The organism is Janibacter cremeus, from assembly GCF_029395675.1.
In the GTDB taxonomy this organism is placed as follows: Bacteria; Actinomycetota; Actinomycetes; order Actinomycetales; family Dermatophilaceae; genus Janibacter; species Janibacter cremeus_A.
In genome coordinates, this window is the sequence record NZ_CP115184.1 from 78,707 (window position 1) to 94,688 (window position 15,982).

At 65.7% G+C, this 15,982-nt stretch carries 13 protein-coding genes; 6 read left to right on the forward strand and 7 right to left on the reverse strand.

From position 1 onward, the window contains the following. Positions 1 to 52: 52 nt before the first annotated feature. Both O9K63_RS00375 and O9K63_RS00380 read right to left on the reverse strand, forming a co-directional pair. On the reverse strand, positions 53 to 382 hold the full coding sequence (locus tag O9K63_RS00375) for a S24 family peptidase (protein ID WP_277239747.1): 330 nt from the start codon (positions 380 to 382) through the stop codon (positions 53 to 55). A gap of 20 nt (positions 383 to 402) precedes the next feature. Then, positions 403 to 2,436 carry a hypothetical protein gene (locus O9K63_RS00380; RefSeq protein ID WP_277239749.1) on the reverse strand — a complete coding sequence of 678 codons (2,034 nt, stop codon included), beginning with the start codon at positions 2,434 to 2,436 and terminating at the stop codon, positions 403 to 405. 254 nt (positions 2,437 to 2,690) lie between these two features. Between O9K63_RS00380 and O9K63_RS00385 the strand changes: the two genes are divergently transcribed. Together O9K63_RS00385 and O9K63_RS00390 are read left to right on the forward strand one after the other, a co-directional pair. Further along, entirely contained in the window at positions 2,691 to 3,851 is a 1,161-nt protein-coding gene (locus O9K63_RS00385) for an NAD(P)-dependent malic enzyme (RefSeq protein WP_277239751.1), read from the forward strand. A gap of 328 nt (positions 3,852 to 4,179) precedes the next feature. Then, complete coding sequence (locus O9K63_RS00390) at positions 4,180 to 4,641, forward strand: Hsp20/alpha crystallin family protein (protein WP_277239753.1); 462 nt, start codon at positions 4,180 to 4,182, stop codon at positions 4,639 to 4,641. Between the two features lie 90 nt (positions 4,642 to 4,731). Here O9K63_RS00390 and O9K63_RS00395 read toward each other — a convergent pair whose 3' ends face one another. Genes O9K63_RS00395 through cysC form a run of 3 tightly spaced genes read right to left on the reverse strand, consistent with a single transcriptional unit; the run spans position 4,732 to position 7,653 of the window. Further along, complete coding sequence (locus O9K63_RS00395; RefSeq protein ID WP_277239755.1) at positions 4,732 to 5,478, reverse strand: 3'(2'),5'-bisphosphate nucleotidase CysQ; 747 nt, start codon at positions 5,476 to 5,478, stop codon at positions 4,732 to 4,734. Next, on the reverse strand, positions 5,471 to 6,448 hold the full coding sequence (locus tag O9K63_RS00400; protein ID WP_277239757.1) for a sulfite exporter TauE/SafE family protein: 978 nt from the start codon (positions 6,446 to 6,448) through the stop codon (positions 5,471 to 5,473). Before O9K63_RS00400 ends, O9K63_RS00395 begins: the two co-directional genes overlap by 8 nt. Beyond that, positions 6,436 to 7,653, reverse strand: a complete 1,218-nt coding sequence (gene cysC / locus O9K63_RS00405; RefSeq protein ID WP_277239759.1) for an adenylyl-sulfate kinase — start codon at positions 7,651 to 7,653, stop codon at positions 6,436 to 6,438. The genes O9K63_RS00400 and cysC overlap by 13 nt, the downstream gene beginning before the upstream one ends. 138 nt (positions 7,654 to 7,791) lie before the next feature. Between cysC and cysD the strand changes: the two genes are divergently transcribed. The 4 genes from cysD (at position 7,792) to O9K63_RS00425 (ending at position 12,491) form a co-directional block, all read left to right on the forward strand. After that, a complete protein-coding gene (gene cysD, locus O9K63_RS00410) occupies positions 7,792 to 8,703 on the forward strand; it encodes a sulfate adenylyltransferase subunit CysD (protein ID WP_277239761.1) in 912 nt (303 codons plus the stop codon). Positions 8,704 to 8,717: 14 nt separating this feature from the next. Further along, the gene (locus tag O9K63_RS00415; RefSeq protein WP_277242345.1) at positions 8,718 to 9,959 is read left to right on the forward strand and encodes a sulfate adenylyltransferase subunit 1; all 1,242 of its coding nucleotides are present in this window, start codon (positions 8,718 to 8,720) and stop codon (positions 9,957 to 9,959) included. A gap of 307 nt (positions 9,960 to 10,266) precedes the next feature. Beyond that, entirely contained in the window at positions 10,267 to 11,550 is a 1,284-nt protein-coding gene (locus tag O9K63_RS00420) for a nucleotide sugar dehydrogenase (RefSeq protein ID WP_277239763.1), read from the forward strand. 14 nt (positions 11,551 to 11,564) lie between these two features. Next, the gene (locus O9K63_RS00425; RefSeq protein ID WP_277239765.1) at positions 11,565 to 12,491 is read left to right on the forward strand and encodes an NAD-dependent epimerase/dehydratase family protein; all 927 of its coding nucleotides are present in this window, start codon (positions 11,565 to 11,567) and stop codon (positions 12,489 to 12,491) included. A gap of 186 nt (positions 12,492 to 12,677) precedes the next feature. On the opposite strand, the gene O9K63_RS00430 is transcribed toward O9K63_RS00425, so the two are convergent. Both O9K63_RS00430 and O9K63_RS16830 read right to left on the reverse strand, forming a co-directional pair. Continuing rightward, positions 12,678 to 13,870, reverse strand: a protein-coding gene (locus O9K63_RS00430; RefSeq protein ID WP_277242346.1) for an IS3 family transposase whose coding sequence is annotated in 2 segments (ribosomal slippage) — positions 12,678 to 13,583 and positions 13,586 to 13,870 — 1,191 coding nt in all. Because the reading frame shifts where the segments join, the coding sequence is not laid out codon by codon here. A 708-nt stretch (positions 13,871 to 14,578) separates the two neighbouring features. Continuing rightward, a complete protein-coding gene (locus tag O9K63_RS16830; RefSeq protein WP_431190397.1) occupies positions 14,579 to 15,601 on the reverse strand; it encodes a glycosyltransferase family 4 protein in 1,023 nt (340 codons plus the stop codon). Positions 15,602 to 15,982 lie beyond the last annotated feature (381 nt).

The following is a 15,982-nucleotide window of genomic DNA, read 5'->3' on the forward strand; positions in this document are numbered from 1 at the left end:
GCCCGTCATGCGAGCGGCGCCGTCTTCAACCTACTCGTTAGCCCCGACGACGTCACGTGAAGGAGGCTCTCCTGCAAGGTATTCGCAGTACAACCCGGGCGAGGACCGCCGAGCGGGGGAGGGAGCCCACGAGCCACGAGTCCACGCCGACGCCGGGGTTGTCCCCCTCGATCCACCACCGGTCCGGGTCCGCCGGGTCGGTGCCGGTGACGCGCTTGACCGACACCGGTCGCGGCATGCCGTGCGCGTCGCGGGGGAGCCGCACGATCGCCAGCGAGCCGACCCGCGCCCGGGCGCCCCAGAGCACGAGCAGCAGGTCGCCCTCGTGCAGGGTCGGCTCCATGGAGGCTCCGACGACGCGTGCCAGGCCCGGACGGATCATGCCCGCATCGTAGGTGTCGGCTAGCGGATGAGCCTGCTGTAGGTGATCGCCGAGCCGCTGACGTAGCCGGTGCGGCGGGCCGTGGCCCGGGCCTTGATCCGCTTCCCCCGGTCGATCCGCCTGACCGTGTACGTCTTCGCGGTCGCTCCCGTGATCCGGGTCCCGTTGCGGTACCACCGGTAGCGGTAGCTCGAGGGTCGCGGCGTCCACGCCCCGACCCTGGCGGTCAGGGTCCGCCCCGCGGCGGGTGTGCCGGAGATGTACGGGCGGGTCGTGGAGTGCATCGGGATGCCGACGCGGTAGGAGGTGGCGGGCTTGTTCTTGTAGCCCGCGCGTCGGGCCCTGACCGTAACCGTGAGGTAGCGGCCCGCGTCCGCGGTCCTCGGGGTGTACGTGCGCGCGGTGGCTCCCGTGATCGCGACGCCGTTGCGCTTCCACCGGTAGGTGTACGACGTCGGGGTCGGGGACCACGCGCCGTTCGACGTGGTGAGCTTCTTGCCGACCCCCTTCGTGCCGGTGATCCGCGGGACGGCCGTGTTGGTGAAGAGGCGCAGCGTCGCGTTGTTCGAGATCCTCACGACCGCGTCGCTGCTGCTCGTCGAGACCGTGGTGACCTTGATGCGGCCGTCGTGGCTGGAGAAGGTCCGGCCGGCGGCGAGGACCCCGTCGGCGTCGGGCGCGGTGCCGGGTGTCGGGTCGAGCAGCACGCTCGCGCCGGACAGGCCGTTGTAGCGCAGGACGCGGACGCCCGGCACCGCCGCGGTGGGGGTGTGGGCATCGCGCCCGGACGCGGTGCGGTACTCGACGTAGTAGGTCGTCCCGGTGACCGAGTTCGTGACCCTGGCGGCGCGGACGCCGGTGCGGCCCGACAGGGGCGCGAGGGTGACGGAGGTGGTCCCCGGGCCGACGGTGACGGCCGCGGCGGCCTCCAGGGTGCCGACCCGCAGCGCCTGCGGCGTGGAGAGCATCGCCGCCTCGCTCGGCCCCGAGTAGCTCATGACGTCGAAGCCGTCCTCGTACTCGTACTCGGTGCAGTCCGAGGGCCACCAGTCGTCGACGAGCCGGGCATCGGTGCGCCCGGGGCACACGAGCCAGTTGGCATGGCCGAGGGACATGTTGTGCCCGAGCTCGTGGGCGAGCACCGGCCAGTCGGTGTCGGCGACGGAGAGCATGCCCCCGTCGTTCGGCCCCGACCCGATCGTGCCGTACCCGTACCCGCACCCGGCGCGGGCCGCGGAGCGGGGGAGGTTGACCACGAGGCTCGCGTTGTCCGCCCAGGTCCACCCGAGTCGCTCGGCCGCCTCCGCCCAGTAGTCGAAGGGACCGGCGCTCGAGCAGCTGTGCACGGAGGTGTACTGGGCCCGCACCGTCGGGGCCCCCACCTGCAGCGTGGATCGGGAGTTGTCCCGCCAGAACGAGTCGACCGAGGCCACCTGGCCGGTCGCCGTCGCGGTCGACACCGGCTCGCGTGTCAGGCCCCTCGGCGTGACGGCGACGTAGGTGATCCTGCGCGTCGCCGGGGTGTAGGTGGCGGCTGCCGGCGCCACTGCCGCGACGACCTCGGTCACCTCGAGCTCCGGGGCGTCGGGGGCCAGTGCCGCGTCGGCCGTGGCCCGGCCCAGGTCGGAGCCGAGGGGCGAAGGGGTGGTGTCCGAGGCCGCGTCGACGTCACCGGGGTCGAGCCGGTGGGTGCTGGGGGTGCCCACCGGGGCGGGGATGCGCAGGGTGCGCCCGTCCTCGGCGGCGTCGGCGACGAGCTGCGGCACGGCGACGTCGAGGCTGACCCGGCTGCCGGGGGTGATCGTCTCCAGGGCCTCGCCGGAGACCGGGAGCACGCGGTCGGCCACCTGCACGGCGTGCCACTGCCGGTCGCCACGGCGCTCGACCGCGGTGCTGAGCAGGTCACCGGAGACCCGCACCCGGGCGTCGGAGGCGGCGGCCGCGCCGGGCCCGGCGGGTGTGGCGGCGCTCGCGGATCCGGTCGGCGCCGTCGCCAGCAGCGTCCCGATCAGGGACGTGGTGACGAGACTCGCGAGGGCGGTGGACAGGCGCAAGGCGCGCTCCCTGGATGTGAGACCTGGACAGGAGACACGGAGCGTGCCGGGAGGGAGCGCTCGACGTGGTCGCAGAGTATTGCGCCCGGGCCCGTCCGCACCACTTGTGGCGGGACACGGCGGGCATCATGCGCCGAACGGTCCGTGCACGTGTGGGATGATTGCGAGCGGCTCACCAGCCGCCCACTCGTGACCACACCCGGTCGCCCCGGGGCGTTTCTTGATTCTTTCGATTTCTCCGAGGTTTGTCTGCCGTGTCTGCGTCCGAGCCCACCACCACCTACGACCTCACTGCCCCGCAGTTCGTCGCCCACGAGGGCGGCAAGGTCGAGGTACGGGCGACGAAGCCGCTGGAGGGGCAGGAGGACCTCTCCCTCCTCTACACGCCCGGTGTGGCCGATGTCTGCCTGGCGATCGAGGAGGACCCCTCCCTCTCGCGCCGCTTCACCGCCCGCAACAACACCGTCGCGGTCATCACCGACGGCACCGCGGTGCTGGGCCTGGGCGACATCGGTCCGCTCGCGGCGATGCCGGTGATGGAGGGCAAGGCCGTCCTCTTCAAGCACTTCGCCGGCGTCGACGCCATCCCGGTGTGTCTGGAGTCCGGATCGGTCGAGGAGCTCGTCAACACCATCGCCCGCATGGCGCCCAGCTTCGGTGGCATCAACCTCGAGGACATCTCCGCGCCGCGCTGCTTCGACCTCGAGCGACGGCTGCGCGAGCGGCTGGACATCCCCGTCTTCCACGACGACCAGCACGGCACCGCGATCGTCGTGCTCGCCGGCCTGATCAACGCCTGCCGCGTCGTCGAGCGCACCATCGGCTCGCTGAAGGTGGTCGTCGGTGGTGCCGGCGCGGCGGGTGTCGCGGTGACCCAGCTGCTGCAGCTGGCCGGCGTCACCGACATCGTCGTGTGCGACTCCCGCGGGATCATCGGCAAGCACCGCCACGACCTGGTCACCCACAAGGAGATGCTCGCCGCGACGACGAACATCTCCGGCAAGACCGGCACGATGGCCGACGCGCTCAAGGGCGCCGACGTCTACATCGGCGTCTCCGGGGGCACCGTCCCCGAGGAGCAGATCGCGTCGATGGCCGAGGGGCCGATGATCTTCGCGCTGGCCAACCCCACGCCGGAGGTCCACCCGGACATCGCGCACAAGTACGCCTCGATCGTGGCCACGGGTCGCAGTGACTTCCCGAACCAGATCAACAACGTGCTCGCCTTCCCCGGCATCTTCCGCGGGGCCCTCGACGCCGGTGGGGTGCAGATCAGCGAGGAGATGAAGCTCGCCGCCGCGCGCGCCATCGCCGACCTCGTCGAGGAGCCCACGGCTGACCTGATCATCCCGCCGGTCTTCCAGGAGGGCGTCGCCGAGGCCGTCGCCGCCGCCGTGGCCGCCCACGCCAACTGACCCACACGGTGGTTGAGGCGCGAGCGGTGGTTGAGGTGTGAGTCCGCCCTGGCGGGCGAGCCTCGAAACCTTCGCGCAGCGAGCGAGCCTCGAAACCACCCACGCAACCACACCCCGGCCCCAAGGAGGCCCCCCTTCGATTCAGGGCGGAGGGGGGTCGTCTTGGGGCCGGGGCGTGTCGCCCAGCACCCCCCAAAACCACCTCAAAAACCCCTCACAAACCACTTGGCACTCTCAAGGCGAGAGTGCTAAATTTTTGCTGTCGGTACAGGGAAGCGCCACCCCCGCGGGGGCGGTGGGTGGCCCACATTGTTGGAGGTGACCTTTGATGATGCGCACTGATGGATTCAACGAGCTGGATGCCTTGGCCCAGGGGTTGCTGGGTGGGCGCTCGACACCGCGATCGCCGCAGTTCATGCCGGTCGACGTCTACCGCATGGAGGACCAGTACGTGGTCCACGCGGACCTGCCGGGCATGGACCCGGGCAGCATCGACGTCAACATGGGCCGTGGTGTGCTGACACTGACCGCCCACCGCACGGCGCCGCCGGAGGAGCGCGTGCAGTGGCTGACCAGTGAGCGGTTCTCGGGCAGCTACCGCCGCCAGATCACCTTCGGGGACGACATCGACCCCGACCAGGTCAAGGCGAGCTACGACAACGGGGTGCTGACGGTGACCCTGCCGCTGAATTCGCGTGCGATGCCCCGTCAGATCTCCGTCGAGAGCAAGGGGGCCGAGCCCATGGAGGTGTCTGCCTCCAGCAGCGAGCAGCAGCGGATCGACAGCTGAGGCCGAGCCCCCGAGGCAGAGCGGCCCCGCCCTGGTGGCGGGGTCGCTCTGTGTGACGACACCGGGCGAAGGACGCCGCCCGCGCCGCGCTCAGTCCTCGACCGCGCGGATCCCCTCCAGGACGGCGTCGGCGACCTCCGGTCGGCAGACCACGAGGTCGGGCAGGTAGGGGTTCTCGTTGTTGTAGAGCAGCTCCGAGCCGTCGATGCGGCTCGTGTGGAGACCGTGGGCGCGGGCCACGGCGACGGGCGCCGCGGAGTCCCACTCGTACTGGCCCCCGGCGTGCACGTACGCATCGGCGATGCCGTCGAGGACGGACATGGCCTTCACTCCGGCCGAGCCCATCTCGACGAGGTCGGCACCGAGGTGGTCGGCCAGTCGGGTGACGAACTCCGGCGGCCGGCTGCGGCTGACGGCGAGGCGAAGGGGGTTGCCCGCCGCTCCCTTCGCCGGCTCGCTCTCGGCGCTCGAGTAGGTCACGCCACGGGCCGGGCGGCCCACGGCCCCGGCGACGAGCTCGCCGCCCTGCCACAGGGCCACGTGCACCGCCCAGTCGTCCCGCTCGGCCTCGCTGAACTCGCGCGTGCCGTCGAGCGGGTCGACGATCCACACTCGCTGCGCGGACAGGCGGGCGTGGTCGTCGGCGCCCTCCTCGGACAGCACGGCGTCGTCGGGGCGGGCCGTGGCCAGCTCGGCCATGAGGAAGTCGTGGGAGACCCGGTCGCCGAGGTCCTTCAGCTCCTTCGGGTCGATGCCGGCGTGCTCCTCGCGGGTGCGCAGGAGCAGCTCGCCGGCAGCCGTGGCCAGCTCGGCGGCGAGAGTGTGGTCGTTAGTCATGGTTGCTTCCTTGTCGTTGTCTCAAGCGTTCGGCGGCGGCCTGCAGGCCTTCTTCGCGGGTGCTGGGGAAGGGGGGAAGTCCGTGCGCCCTGCGCACCGCCCCCCACGCGATGGGCCCGAGGACGAGCAGTGTCGCTCCCGCGATCCCGACCCACACCGGGGGCAGGCCGAGCATGCCCAGGCCGGTCAGCGACAGCACGATCGCGATACCGCGCCGCACGACGTTCTGCTGGACCCAGGAGGCCAGTCGGGCGCCGAGGTAGGTGCCGGGGGCGCCGCCGATGATCAGGGGGAGCAGGATGGACCAGTCGACACCCTCGTAGATGACGTGACCGATGGCTGCGGCGATGACGAGGGGGATGGCCTGCACGAGATCGGTGCCAACCAGCCGGTTGGGAGCCAGTCTGGGGTAGAGCATGAGCAGGGCGACCATGATCAGGGAGCCGGACCCGACACTGGTCAGGCCGACGAGGAGGCCGCCCAGGGCGCCGACGATAATCGTGGGGACGACGCGAAGCGTGGGGTTGTCGTCGGTGTAGGGGGTGCCTCCCTCGCTGGCGATCTGGATGTTGTGGCGCATGTTGAGCAGTGTCCGCAGGACATAGGTCCCCGCCGCCAGGAGCAGCGCGACACCGATGGCCATCTTCACGAAGGACTGCTGCTCCTCGGGCGAGCCGACCTGATTGATGAGCCACCCGCCGGCCGCCGCGGTCGGGACAGACCCCAGGATGAGCAGTCCGGCGAGTTTCACGTCCGGCGAGCCGTGCTTGAGGTGGGCCGCGGCACCGACGGACTTGTTGACGGCAGCAGCGACGAGGTCGTTGGCCACGGCCGTGGTCGGCGGGATACCCAGGAAAATTAGCGCCGGGGTCATCAGGGCGCCACCGCCCATGCCGGTCAGGCCGATGACGATGCCGACGGTGAAGGCGACGAACAGCAGGGAGGCGATGTCCCCCATCAGATGGTCCACTCGGGCTGGGTCGGGTCGGCGAGGTGGCCGCGCTCACGCAGCAGGTCGAGCACCTGGTCGCGGGCCTCGTCGATGCTGATCGACGAGGTGTCGAGGTCGAGGTCGGCGTCGGTGGGCGCCTCGTAGGGGGCGCTCACGCCGGTGAAGTCCTTGAGCTCGCCGGCCTGGGCCTTGGCGTACAGGCCCTTGCGGTCACGCCGGGCGCACTCCTCGACCGGGGTGCTGACGTGGATGAGGACGAAGTCGCCGCCGCGGTCGGTGGCCATCGCCCGCACGGCCTTGCGGGTGGAGTCGTAGGGGGCGATGGGGGAGCAGATTGCCGCGCCGCCGTGGTAGGCGATCTCGGCGGCGACCCAGCCGATGCGGCGGATGTTGGTCTCGCGGTCCTCGGGGGAGAAGGTCAGCCCGGCCGACAGGTGCCGACGCACGACGTCCCCGTCGAGGATCGAGACTGGCCGGCCGTCCTCCTCGAGGATCGACTCGCGCACCGCCCGAGCGACGGTCGACTTGCCCGAGCCGGACAGCCCGGTGAAGAAGACGACGAGACCACCCGATTCGCCGGTACGGTCCACCGTGTGCGTGCCGGGCAGCCGGGTGGTGTGGGTGCCGAGCCAGGCGACGGGGCCGGGGGCGTAAGCGGAGACCACCTCGTCCTGCAGCTCGGGGTCCGTGGCCGCGATCCTCGGGTCGAGCGGGACGGCGATGACACGAGCCCCCGTCAGGCCCTTGGCGACCTCGAGGCTGCGCCGCAGGAGATTGACCCCGCGGGTGTAGGGCGACATCGTCGGGCCGCACAGGACGAGCAGCAGGACGGGCCGGCCGGTGCTGACGTTGCGGATCTCGGTGATGTCGTTCCGGTTCAGCCGGCGGTCGACGACGATCGTCAGCGTCTCCTTGTCGACAGTCGCGCGCACCTGGGCGGGGGAGAGGTAGAGACGCTCGTATGGTCGGGGGGAGCCATTGCCCAGCCACTCCGGCGTCCCGGTCGGCCCGTCACTCCCGATCTGCTCGGCAGGGAACCGCGCGATCGGGACACCCTCGGGGTCGACGACCTCCAGCCCGTCGCGCTGCGCCGCTCGGCGCACGTCCTCGTCGATGGTGAGCGTGGGCCCCTGCGGGGCGGAGGCGCCGACCCTGAGCCGCTCGAGGGCGTCGAGCTGGTCGAAGGGGGGACAGTACTGCTGGGCGCGGGCTGGTCCGGTCACGCCATGGATTGTGACAGGTCGACACCCCACCATGTCCAAGTGACTCGCTGGGAGATGACATGTCGCGGGCCATCGCTCTTGAGCATGTCGCGACGGGTATGGTTGGCGCGATCCGTGTCCCCTGCCGTGAGAGAGACGATGTCCACGCATGCCGACTACCGGCTGAGTCATCTGGACCAGCTCGAGGCCGAGTCCATCCACATCTTCCGCGAGGTCGCGGCCGAGTTCGAGAAGCCGGTGCTGATGTTCTCCGGCGGCAAGGACTCCATCGTCATGCTCCGCCTGGCGGAGAAGGCGTTCTACCCCGCGCGGGTGCCCTTCCCCGTCCTGCAGGTGGCCACTGGCTACGACTTCCCCGAGGTGCTCGCCACGCGCGACCGCTGGGTGGAGCGGCTCGGGGTGCGCCTGCACGAGGCATCCGTGGAGCAGGCCATCGCCGACGGGATCGTCGTCGACGACGGCAAGACCCCCCGCAACCGCCTGCAGATCGGCACGCTGCTGCACGCCATCGAGTCCGAGGGATACACCGCCGCCTTCGGCGGCGGCCGTCGGGACGAGGAGAAGGCACGGGCCAAGGAGCGGGTCTTCTCCCACCGTGACGACTTCGGCCAGTGGGACCCGAAGAACCAGCGTCCGGAACTGTGGTCGCTGTACAACGGTCAGCTGCACGAGGGCGAGCACATGCGTGTCTTCCCGCTGAGCAACTGGACCGAGCTGGACATCTGGCACTACATCGCCCGAGAGGACATCGACATCCCCTCGATCTACTACGCGCACCAGCGCAAGGTCTTCGAGCGGGGCGGGATGCTCTTCACCGAGAGCGAGTACAACCCCTGCCGCGAGGGGGAGACCGTCACCGAGCGCACCGTGCGCTTCCGCACCGTCGGCGACCTGACTCTGACCGGCTGCCTGGAGTCGGAGGCAGACACCGTGGAGAAGGTCATCGAGGAGGTGGCTGCCTCGCGCGTGACCGAGCGCGGCGCCACCCGTGGTGATGACAAGTTCTCCGAGGCCGCGATGGAAGACCGCAAGAAGCTGGGGTATTTCTGATGATTGACGACCGTATGGACATGCTGCGCTTCGCGACGGCCGGGTCGGTGGACGACGGCAAGTCGACCCTGATCGGGCGACTGCTGCTGGACAGCAAGGCGATCTTCGAGGACCAGATGGAGTCCGTGGAGAAGACCAGCAAGGACAAGGGCTTCGACTACACAGACCTTGCGTTGCTGACCGACGGGCTGCGCTCGGAGCGGGAGCAGGGCATCACCATCGATGTCGCCTACCGCTACTTCGCGACCCCGAAGCGCAAGTTCATCATCGCCGACACCCCGGGGCACGTGCAGTACACCCGCAACATGGTCACGGGCGCCTCGACCTCCGACCTCGGTCTGGTCCTCGTCGACGCACGGCATGGGTTGACGGAGCAGTCGCGTCGTCACGCGGTGCTGCTGTCGCTGCTGCGGGTGCCGCACCTGGTGCTCGCGGTGAACAAGATGGACCTGGTCGACTACTCCGAAGAGGTCTACAACAAGATCTACACGGAGTTCACCGCCTTCGCCGGCAAGCTGAACATCCCGGACCTGGCCGTCATCCCGATCTCGGCCCTGCAGGGCGACAACGTCGTCAACCGCAGCGAGAACATGCCGTGGTACCAAGGCACGAGCCTGCTGCACCACCTGGAGAACGTCCACATCGCCTCAGACCGGGACCTGCGGGACGTGCGCTTCCCCGTGCAGTACGTCATCCGTCCGAAGTCCGACAAGTACCACGACTACCGCGGGTATGCCGGTCAGGTGGCCGGCGGGGTCCTCAAGCCCGGTGACGAGGTCGTGGTGCTGCCCAGCGGGATGACCAGCACCATCGACGGCATTGACCTGCATGAGGAGTCGCTCGACGAGGCGTACCCCCCGATGTCGGTGACCGTGCGCCTGAAGGACGACGTCGACGTGAGCCGCGGTGACATGATCGCGCGGGTCAACAACCAGCCCGAGCCGATCCAGGACATCGACGCCATGGTCTGCTGGATGTCGCCCAGCCCGATGCGGCCCAAGCAGAAGCTGGCGATCAAGCACACGACGAAGACGGCGCGCGCGGTGATCAAGGAGGTGCAGTATCGCCTCGACGTCAACTCGCTCCACCGCGACCCCGATGCTGGTGAGCTCATGCTCAACGAGATCGGTCGGGTGAAGCTGCGCTCGGCGCAGCCGTTGCTGGTCGACCCCTACGAGCAGAACCGCACAACTGGGTCGTTCATCCTCATTGACGAGGCGACGGGCGTTACCGTCGGCGCAGGAATGATCAACTAACTGACGCCGGCGCAACCCGACGCCCCCAGACCTTCACTCGACGTCGTGACCGTCCGTAGTCGCATCCTCTTGCTCCTTGACGGGCTGGGGGTGGCCGCGCAGTCGACGAGAAGAGCCAAAACGATACCACGTAGGCTCTATGGCAGTGGCAATGGCAATGGCAACCCAAGGATTCTCCTCCGCTGCTGCCCTCAAGGCGCAACCATAAGCCATGGTCGAAAATGGAAGCTCAAGGAATCAAGTGTCGGGGCGGGATGATCGTCCGTGCGCGGTTACCCCCGCCCTGGCAGACTTAGGAGATACAACGATGACCGCCCTGCCCACCAATATCTATCTTGGTGTCATCGGACTTGGCTACGTGGGCCTACCGCTTGCAGTGTCCTTCGCAAAGCATTACCCAGTAGTCGGCTTTGACATTAATGGGAATCGTATTCACGAACTTTCCCAAGGCGTCGACCGGACTCTCGAAGTATCGAGTGATGAACTGAATGAGGCGACACAACTTGTCCTTAGCGCCGACCCATCTACGCTCGAAGCCGTGAATACGTACGTCGTTACAACCCCGACCCCGATAGACGAACACAGGCAGCCAGACCTCACTCCGCTCCTCGCGGCCACCCGAACTGTGGCTGGCGTACTGCGTCCGGGCGACGTCGTGATCTATGAGTCGACCGTCTACCCCGGTGCGACCGAAGAAGACTGCGTCCCACTCCTTGAAGAAATTAGCGGATTGCGTTATAACGACGAGTTCTTCGTTGGATACAGTCCCGAGCGAATCAATCCCGGCGACAAGGAACATCGGTTCGAGACGATCACAAAGGTTACATCGGGCTCCACGCCGAAGGCCGCTCAATTCGTGGACGAGTTGTATGGGAGCGTTGTGACCGCAGGCACCCACTTAGCGTCGTCAATCAAGGTAGCCGAAGCAGCGAAGGTCATCGAGAATACTCAACGAGACCTTAACATTGCCCTGATAAACGAGTTGTCGCTCATCTTCAACCGTCTCAACATCGACACCTTAGACGTCCTCGAAGCGGCTGGGACGAAGTGGAACTTCCTTCCCTTTCGCCCCGGCCTCGTCGGTGGCCACTGCATTGGCGTGGATCCGTACTACCTTACGCACAAGGCGCAGTCGATCGGTTACAACCCTGAAGTCATTCTCGCCGGTCGGCGTCTCAACGACTCGATGGGGCAACACGTAGCGGACCAACTGCTTGCGGCGATGATCCGCAAGCGTGTGGACGTGCGGGACGCGAAGGTGCTCGTGCTAGGGCTGACATTTAAGGAGAACACGCCGGACCTGCGAAATACGCGTGTAATCGACATCGTCGAGCGCCTCGAAAATTACGGTATTTCAGTGGATGTCCATGATCCGTACGCTGATCCAGAGCAAGCTATCGATGAGTTTGGTATCAAATTAACCGCTGCCCCAACCCTGGGAGCGTATAGCGGAATCGTCTTGGCAGTGGCCCATCGGGAGTTTCAGACGCTCGGTGCCGAAGGAATCCGCGCGTTCGGACGGCCAAGATCCCACGTACTCCACGACCTCAAGTCGATTCTCGAGCCGACCGAGTCGGACTTGCGTCTATAAACGAAGGAGTAGCATTGCGCATTCTCATAACAGGCGGCGCCGGATTTATCGGCTCGAACCTTGCAAAACTTGCGCTTACGCGCGGTCACGACATCCGGATAATCGATGACTTGTCTACGGGCTACGCGGACAATCTGGTAGACTGCGACATTGATTTCCATCTTGGTAAAGTGCAAGACCCACAAGCGGCTGCACGCGCGGTAGCAAATGTAGATAGTATAATCCATCTCGGCGCTCTCGGCAGCGTGCCTCGCAGCATAAAAGACCCTATCGCTAGCCATCACGCAAATGCGACGGGAACTCTCACCATCCTCGATGAGGCCCGGAAGGCCAACGTCACCCACGTACTTTCAGCTTCCTCGAGTTCAGTTTATGGAATGAACCCGGCCCTTCCAAAACATGAACGTGAATGGGTTCGACCCATGAGCCCCTACGCGGTTAGTAAGCTAGCCGCAGAGCAGTACACCCTGGCCTTCCAGCAGGCTTATGGGTTCGACTCAATCGCATTCCGATTCTTTAACGTGTACGGACCCGGGCAGCGTGCTGGTCACGCATATGCCGCGGTGATTCCTACTTGGATCGATGCAATGCTCAAGGGTGAGCCGGTTTGGATTAATGGCGATGGGCAGCACTCGCGCGACTTTACCTACGTTGAGACCGTCTGTGATGCGCTCCTGCAAGCAGTGGAGCGCCGGCTCACACACGTGGAGCCCGTCAACCTCGCCTTCGGCACGAACACGACCCTCATGAACCTCATCGAGCATCTGACCCAGATAAGCGGCGTAGAACCTGATGTCCGACACCGAGAGCCCAGGGCAGGCGATGTTCCGCATTCACAGGCACAGAACGACACGCTCACTGCCTTGTTCCCAGAAATATTCCCAACGGACATCGAAGTCGGTCTGGAATCGACATGGCGATGGATGGCGGAACGATCCTAGGTGTACGGACCCAGAGGTTGGCGCATCGGTGAGGGGTTGACGAGATTGCTAGAACCTCCGGTTAGGTGCGGCTTGTCTAGGTCAATCCACTCCGAAGGCTCCCCGTGGCTCACGCTCACGCACGTTGGAACGCAATGTCGGCTGCTGATGGTCCGGGACTGCTGCACGAACAGGTGACAGGTTGGGTCAGGCTGCCTGACTGGTGGGTGTGGTCATGATGGTCTCGTACTCGATGGGGGTCAATCGACCGAGTGCGGCTTGGCGACGGCGGCGGTGGTAGGTCCGCTCGATCCAGGTCACGATCGCGATGCGCAGTTCCTCGCGGGTGGTCCACGAGCGGCGGTCCAGGACGTTCTTCTGCAGCAGCGCGAAGAAGGACTCCATGGCGGCGTTGTCGCCGGCAGCGCCGACGCGGCCCATCGATCCGACCATGGCGTGTCGGTTGAGGGCATGGACGAATTTCCTCGATCGGAACTGACTGCCGCGGTCGCTGTGGACTACGCAGCCGGCGACGTCACCGCGCCTGGCGACGGCGTTGTCCAGCGCAGCGACCGCGAGCCGGGACTTCATCCGTGAGTCGATGGAGTACCCGACGATCCGGTTGGAGTAGACGTCCTTGATCGCGCACAGGTAGAGCTTGCCCTCATCGGTGCGGTGCTCGGTGATGTCGGTCAGCCACAGCTTGTTAGGGGCATGTGCGGTGAACTGGTGATGGACCCTGCCCTTGTCGTCGACGATCGCGCACAGGTCGTCGTGGACCGGTGGACCGGGCTTCTTGGCCTTGCCGCGCCTGGGCTTGTCGAACTCGCTCCACCAGCCCAGGTCCGAGCAGATGCGCCACGCGGTGCGCTCCGCCATCGCTTCACCGGCTTGGCGCGCCTCGTCCAGGAGGAACCGGTACCCGAACTCGGGGTCGTCCTTGTGCGCGTCGAACAGCGCGTTGGCGCGGTAGGCGGCTGCGAGCTCGGCGACGGTGACCGGACGTGCTAGCCACCGGTAGTAAGGCTGTCGAGCGATCTTGAGCACCCGGCACGTCACCGTCACGGGGATCCCGTCGACGGCCAGCTCACGAACGAGCGGGTACAACATTTTCCCGGCAGGTTCGCCTGCGACAGGTAGGCCGCTGCGCGGCGCAGGACCTCGTTCTCCTGCTCGAGCAACCGCACGCGCTTCTTCAGCTCCCGGTTCTCACGCGATTCCTTCTCGGTGGTACCGGACTTGCCACCGTCCTCGACGTCGGCCTGGTGCATCCAGTTACGCAGGCAGGACTCCGCGATCCCGAAGTCCGCCGCGATCTGCTTGATGGTCTGTCCCTGCTCGCGGTTACGGGCGACGTTCACCACGTCCTCGCGGAACTCTTTCGGATAAGGCTTGGGCACGATGTACATCCTTCCAGCGACGCTCCTCAGCGCCACAGATCAGATGTCACCTGTTCGTGCAGCAGTCCCTCCGACCAAGCCCCAGGTAGTGGTGTAGCGCCTGCGTGTTCTCGCTCACGGTTCAGGCGGTCAGTGTTCACTCGAAGGATCACGCGGTGGCCGCACCCATGTCCACTACCGGGACGATGTCGACGACTGCGCTACACCACTATGCGGGACTCAAGTGATGATCCAGTGCCGTCAGCCAGGGCTGGTCGCAGGCCGCGATCGCGGAGAAAATGGGCATCTCAGGCCGAGTACATCTTAAGGAGAGGTAGGTGCTTTAAGCGCTGCCGCGGGGAAGACGACATCGCTCCTGCGAGACGCCCTACTGCTTCGAGACCGCGACCATCATCGCCTCGGTCACCGAGGAATACTCCTGCTGGTGCTCCTGCATCAACCTGACTGCTCGAACGCGCAGTTCGGGATCAATCTTCTTCGGCTTGTGCTCTTTCCTCCTGGACTCAAACAGGAGCGGGCATCAAACCCAAGGGCGCTTCACTGGTGCTGACGCGGCCCATTAGCCCAAATCTAACTGGGACTCGTTGCGAGCATGGGGCGGGGTCCAGAGGGCGGCCTGAGCCAGGTGACACATTAGAGGAATCCTGGGATGGGCGGGATCGTTTCGGTCGAGTCCTGTGCGCACTGGGGGACGTCGGAACTACCGGGTTACTCAATAGCCAATGTTTGCGCGACCCAAACATCCGCGATTTTCGCTGCATCAAAATTGGAAACCGCTCGCGCGCGAGCAGCACGGCCATGCTCATGGGCTAAATGCGGGTTCAGAATATAATGACGCATCGCTTGAGCTAACGATTCGACGTTCCGCGGCTCGACCAACAAACCCTCTTGGCCGTCTTCGATCGTCTCGCGGCAGCCCGGCGCAGTGGTTGTGATAACTGCTCTCCCTGAGGCCATGGCTTCGATAGTACTTCGCGAAGTACCTTCTCGATACGAAGGTAGAACGAAAACAAGTGACCTGGCGAGAGCCTCTCGGACATCTGCGAGGGGACCCGTTATCGAGATCGGTGCCCCACTGTCTGCGATAATCCGCGCGACTTGCGATTCCTCAAAGCCATCGGGATTCTCTCCATCGTGCCACCCGACCAACTCTACTGAGAAATCAAAGCCCTGCCTGGTGAGGAAAGAGCTTGCCTCAATAAGCTCGGACAAGCCTTTGCTGCGCAGAAATCTCCCTACGAACAAAAACGAAACTTTGCCCTCAGGGTAGGGGAGGGGGGTAAAGTGCGACCGAGTATCGACGCCGGATCCATGAACCACACTCGCTTCTCGGCCTGCACGCAAAATACCAAGCCTGCTGAAGAGCTCCAAATCATCCGAGTTTTGAAAAACCGTATGGTCGTAACTTGGCAAGGTAATCTTATATAGAAGCAGTTGAATCCGCCGTAGTATGGAGAATCGCGGCCGCATATCTCCAGAGAACCCAACCCCCAACCCCGTTATAACGGCGACCCGGCGGGACCAACGGCGCCCTCCGGCGGCGAAACTAGCATAAAGAACGGGCTTAACGCCAAAGGCGACCAAGATCGCACCACGGCGGGCCTTGAGGGCTCGGCGCAGAGACCAAACACTGACCAGCTCGCTAACCGGATTGGCTCCACCTCGATTCAACTGAAAATGCCGCTGACTCAATCCTGTAGGGGCGTCATGGTCCCATGCGTTCGCGGCCATAGGTGATACGCCAACCACCGGGTTTCCACGCTCGAGAAGTTGGGTGACGTAGGTTTTGCGAAAAGAACCGAACGCTCTACCGTGGGCTTCCACAATCCAGACCTCACGATGGGTGTGACAATGTGCACTCACGCAAGCTCCTTGGTATAAATGTTCAGAATTCGTCCTTGGCTCCCAGCGCGAGACCCCGCCACGCGCCACCCAGAATTTCGGTAGAATCGATTCACATAGTCATTGCCTAACGCGTCAGTCTCAAGCACCATGCACGGGAATCCGCGCCACTGTGCCTCCTTCTGAAAAGCTCCCAGGAGCAGACGTCCACAGCCTGCACTTGCGGACTGGGGTAGCACCCCGATGGAAGCCAACAGAATGGCTTCAGCT

Excerpts from the sequence above, each read along its gene's own strand:
- O9K63_RS16830 (WP_431190397.1), bottom strand. The coding sequence starts at position 15,601 with ATGGCCGCGAACGCATGGGACCATGACGCCCCTACAGGATTGAGTCAG.
- O9K63_RS00375 (WP_277239747.1), bottom strand. The coding sequence starts at position 382 with ATGATCCGTCCGGGCCTGGCACGCGTCGTCGGAGCCTCCATGGAGCCG.
- O9K63_RS00420 (WP_277239763.1), top strand. The coding sequence starts at position 10,267 with ATGACCGCCCTGCCCACCAATATCTATCTTGGTGTCATCGGACTTGGC.
- O9K63_RS00390 (WP_277239753.1), top strand. The coding sequence starts at position 4,180 with ATGATGCGCACTGATGGATTCAACGAGCTGGATGCCTTGGCCCAGGGG.
- cysD (WP_277239761.1), top strand. The coding sequence starts at position 7,792 with ATGTCCACGCATGCCGACTACCGGCTGAGTCATCTGGACCAGCTCGAG.
- O9K63_RS00415 (WP_277242345.1), top strand. The coding sequence starts at position 8,718 with ATGGACATGCTGCGCTTCGCGACGGCCGGGTCGGTGGACGACGGCAAG.
- O9K63_RS00395 (WP_277239755.1), bottom strand. The coding sequence starts at position 5,478 with ATGACTAACGACCACACTCTCGCCGCCGAGCTGGCCACGGCTGCCGGC.